The sequence below is a fragment of the Vibrio sp. 10N.222.48.A3 genome (assembly GCF_041475345.1).
In the GTDB taxonomy this organism is placed as follows: domain Bacteria; phylum Pseudomonadota; class Gammaproteobacteria; order Enterobacterales; family Vibrionaceae; genus Vibrio; species Vibrio tasmaniensis_A.
In genome coordinates, this window is record NZ_JBFRVX010000656.1 from 1 (window position 1) to 3,910 (window position 3,910).

Consider the following 3,910-nt stretch of genomic DNA (forward strand, 5'->3'; position numbering starts at 1 on the left):
AAGGATGATAATTTTTCAATATAAATAAAACATAAATTATTTAAATGTTCTTATTGATTGATTGAAATAGTCTATTGTCAGTTTTACCAATTTTTTAATTCCATAAAAATTTTCAAAAAATCATATTTTAGGCGGGGGAATGGACAATGAAGTTTAAAATAAGCACTATTGGACTATCAATCGGAGCGGTATTATTTGCCAATAGTGCTAACTCTTTCTATTTTCTTTTGGATGAGGGGGAAGCATGTAAAACTACAACTCTTGAAAAAGAGGTTGATGATTTTCAAGAGGACATCTCACCGATATCAGAAAAAGAAACTCCCATTGGCCAAAAGATTACTAATGAAGAAATTGGTGAGGTTATACCAGAATTTGAAACCGGAGCAATGGAGTTGGCAGAGAAAATTGGTGGAGCTATTGCCGTTGTAAGTGGTGGATTAGAATTGCTTGACGGCATAGAAAATAAAAATGCTGATGAAATCACTGGTGGTGCCGTTCTTTTGGGCTCCTACATAGCACCGGAAATTGCAGGGGAAGTTATCGGCTCAATTTTCTCCGAGTCAATTGCGGAAGCTATAAACCCAGTTATAGGTGTTCTCATCGCTGAAGGGATTGCAATTTATGGTGATATAAAAATGGCTGGGGTCATCAACAAGATGGAAGAGTCCGATCGCACTTTGATGGGTGTCTACTCAAAAGCAATTGATAAAACAGACGCATCACTACTAAAGCTTAAAAAAATAATCCGAGGTGATAATGATGAGATTTATAATTATGAATATAAACATTTTGGAGAATTAACAGTTGAATTATATAAAAACAGTTTCCACAAATTAGCATATAGATTGATTAATGATAATTACTCTAATAGAGTAGATAAATATTTCAAAGATAACACAGTATCCACCCCAATAACCATGCAATTCGTTTCCAGTGAATTACCAGTAACTATTAGCCACCTAATCGGATTAAAGGAAAATTTAAAATACTGGTATTCAACCTCATTGACAGGGAAGAAATACATAAGTAGTTTCGGACATGTCCCATTAAATAATGCAAATTTCCATCCATTATATGAAGGCACAAACAGCATCCGATTTTCAAAATCGATAAAAAATGTTGCAATACCAAATATGCGTTGGTTGAATGATGTATTTTTCCCAGTTTTAGAGAGAACAGTAGATGTAATATATGACAATAGCGATCATCTTGTTGTTGAATTCAAAGATATGCTTACAGATACAAAATTTATCCATAGTCTTCAGGAATCAATGATAACCCCATATAATGATGTTCTAAAAAAATACTATTCTTGGTTATATTTTGGGCATCATATTTTGAAAAACCTTGATTATTCAGAGGTAAAGGTTGAAGAAGGTTTTCTTATTTTTATATCGATATTTATGCCAATTGAAAGCTCAATAATTCAAGGCTCTGTCATGAATGATATTAAATCCAAAATTGATGTTGCTCCATTTGTTTTTGCCATAACAAAGTCACTAATTAGCCAAGGCGTCGATGTGACTGATGAGACCAAGTTTACAAAATTAATTAATGATGCATATTCGAAAATTGGAGAGGAACATTCCACCCTTAAAAACAAAATTATGAGTTCTTATCATGCAGCTAAAGACCTGGTTAATACTAAATTAGTAGATAAATCAGAAATTTCATTAAAGCCAATCAGTCAAGAAAAATTAAATTCGCTTATTGAGAAAATCGATAAACATGTGGCTGATGGAAGCCTAAAGAAAAAGGTAGATGTTGCATTAAATGATGCTGTTTCATTAATGAGCCTACAAGGTGGTGATAACTATGAGACATCATTACGATTCATTGATTATGCTCAAATGACTAGCTCTATTCAAAATAGTTACTTTAACGTTGTGGGCGCATTAATCGATAATTACGTGAAGAAACTACAAAAGTTAAGTGATTGGGAAAATGAAGCCGCTGCTGTAATCTTGAGCGATTTACGTGACGACCTGGTTGCGCTAAATAAAAACAGTAAACTCGTAAATTACTCTTCTCAAGAAGTACATAAATATTCAAGCGGAAACTTTGATTGGCTAGCATTTAACTCAACTCCTTTTTTAGATGAAGATAATAATAAAATAATTAGGTACCTTGATGACACTATCAATTTATGGGTTCCTGTTTCTCAAACAGGACCACCCATGCGCCTGCATCACGCCAATTAGGTCGAATATTGTGATGGGAGCAGGGAAAAAGTATCTTAGATAAAGTTTTAAAAATGATTTTTTGAGTTGATTAACTAAAAATCAAGACTATAGGAAGAGGCACTAGTTTAATTAAATCAAAGGATAATCCATTTTGATGTCTAACGTTCGAGCGACCTAAGGTTAAGAGCAAGCGTATTTCTCTTGCGTCATGTTATCCAGACAACATTGTAAATACTAATGTGGTTCTTAAAGGTGCAGTGCTAAACAGGTAGAAGTGTGGTGAGAGATTTTAAGTCCAATAATCCGAACGTTAGGTGAATGTCCGCTTTTGTAGTTTCTGATGTTATTGAGGGGAATTACAATGGGTTGGCTTCTCCTTTCCCCGGATTACCATAGACCAATTACTCCTTGAAGAGGTGAATCATGATGGGAAGAAAATATAAAATTAAATATCTTATAAATACATTTTTGATATTGCTACTCTCTGCAATTTCATTTAGCTCGATGTCTGGGAGTCTTGAAATTGATGTAACTAAAATAAATCCAAGTGAATTAGACTCGATCAGGCCGAAAATAATAATTCAAAATGGGGAGGTAAGGCTTTCAAAAGTCGGCTTCTCTACTGAAAAGTTAGTTTTAGATAAACCCTTGGAACATTCAGAAGCTAGGAAAAAGCTATATGAGAATGTAAAAAGTATGCTTGAAAAGAACAAAAATATTTTAGCTGATATTGAGGAAGGTAAAATACCATTTCCAAATGAAAGTACTAAAAGTAGCGTAACAGAGGCATTGCAGTTCAATGACGATTTTTTAGAAAGTGCCTCTGATACCTTGGGCTCAGATGTAATAGATTCTAATAAATTATACTTTTCAACTTCATATAAAGGTGAAAATGTAGTGATTAGTGAGGTTAAGGATTGGACTGCATTAGAAAAAAGAAGCATATCTCAAGTGATGTCAGACCCCGATAACATTGTTAATACTAGGCTTAATAGACCGGGAGCGGTTAAAAGAGCGAGTGTTGAAAATGGTAGGGAGATAATTCGAGATTTAAAGAAAGGCGGAGGTGAAATAAAGAAGGTTACTGCTTTTATGATCTCGGATGTTCTTGAGACTAATTATCGAAGGATGGGTTTTTCAACACCTAACTGCTTTTAGTTAGGCATTACATGGCGCAAGAGGTCGCTAAAGCCAAACTGAAAGAGATAATTATGATGTTAATGCTCTCTGAATAAAGAAGAGGTAAAATAATTGATGTCAAAGCAAGCAGCAGCACAAATATATAGATAACTCGCCTTAAAATTGGATGTTTATGACAGAATAAAGCTCACCCACAGCACATATATATTGAATCAACTTGAAGGTGCAGGTTTGAGTACCTGAAAATTATCATTAATCTGAGATGTCAAAGAGCCTGCCATCTCTGGAAGAGTCACGAGAAAAAATTGGTCTATCGCCGCCTTGAAGTCTCGTTTAGTTTTGAAGTAAACGTTGTTTCTCGACTTCTCGTGGCTTTGTTGCAGTACTCAACCCACTTTGTCTTTTGACATCATTAAGCGACTCGGTAGCTGTCGGGCATACCAAGCTGTGTAAATCATGCCGCTAGCATCATTTCCTGTTGTTGTTTTCAAAGTATCTACTGTGTAATTGGGGACCTATAATGGCTTTGTAACGTTGCATCGCATTCTCTGACACATTCCTTTTGCCATACTGCTTTGTCTTTTGCC

The 3,910-nt window shown here is 34.8% G+C and carries 2 protein-coding genes and 1 pseudogene; 2 read left to right on the plus strand and 1 reads right to left on the minus strand.

All coding sequences use genetic code 11. From position 1 onward, the window contains the following. Positions 1–146 precede the first annotated feature (146 nt). Together AB4653_RS17875 and AB4653_RS17880 are read left to right on the plus strand one after the other, a co-directional pair. The gene (locus tag AB4653_RS17875; protein WP_016800076.1) at positions 147–2,201 is read left to right on the plus strand and encodes a hypothetical protein; all 2,055 of its coding nucleotides are present in this window, start codon (positions 147–149) and stop codon (positions 2,199–2,201) included. A gap of 405 nt (positions 2,202–2,606) precedes the next feature. Continuing rightward, positions 2,607–3,341, plus strand: coding sequence for a hypothetical protein (locus AB4653_RS17880; protein ID WP_016800077.1), 735 nt, complete (start codon positions 2,607–2,609; stop codon positions 3,339–3,341). 194 nt (positions 3,342–3,535) lie between these two features. On the opposite strand, the pseudogene AB4653_RS17885 reads toward AB4653_RS17880, so the two are convergent. Beyond that, positions 3,536–3,694, minus strand: a pseudogene (locus AB4653_RS17885) (IS630 family transposase); the annotation flags it as partial. Between the last annotated feature and the right edge of the window lie 216 nt (positions 3,695–3,910).

Bases quoted from the DNA above. Each gene is read 5' to 3' on its own strand.
- AB4653_RS17875 (WP_016800076.1), top strand. From the start codon at position 147: ATGAAGTTTAAAATAAGCACTATTGGACTATCAATCGGAGCGGTATTA.
- AB4653_RS17880 (WP_016800077.1), top strand. From the start codon at position 2,607: ATGATGGGAAGAAAATATAAAATTAAATATCTTATAAATACATTTTTG.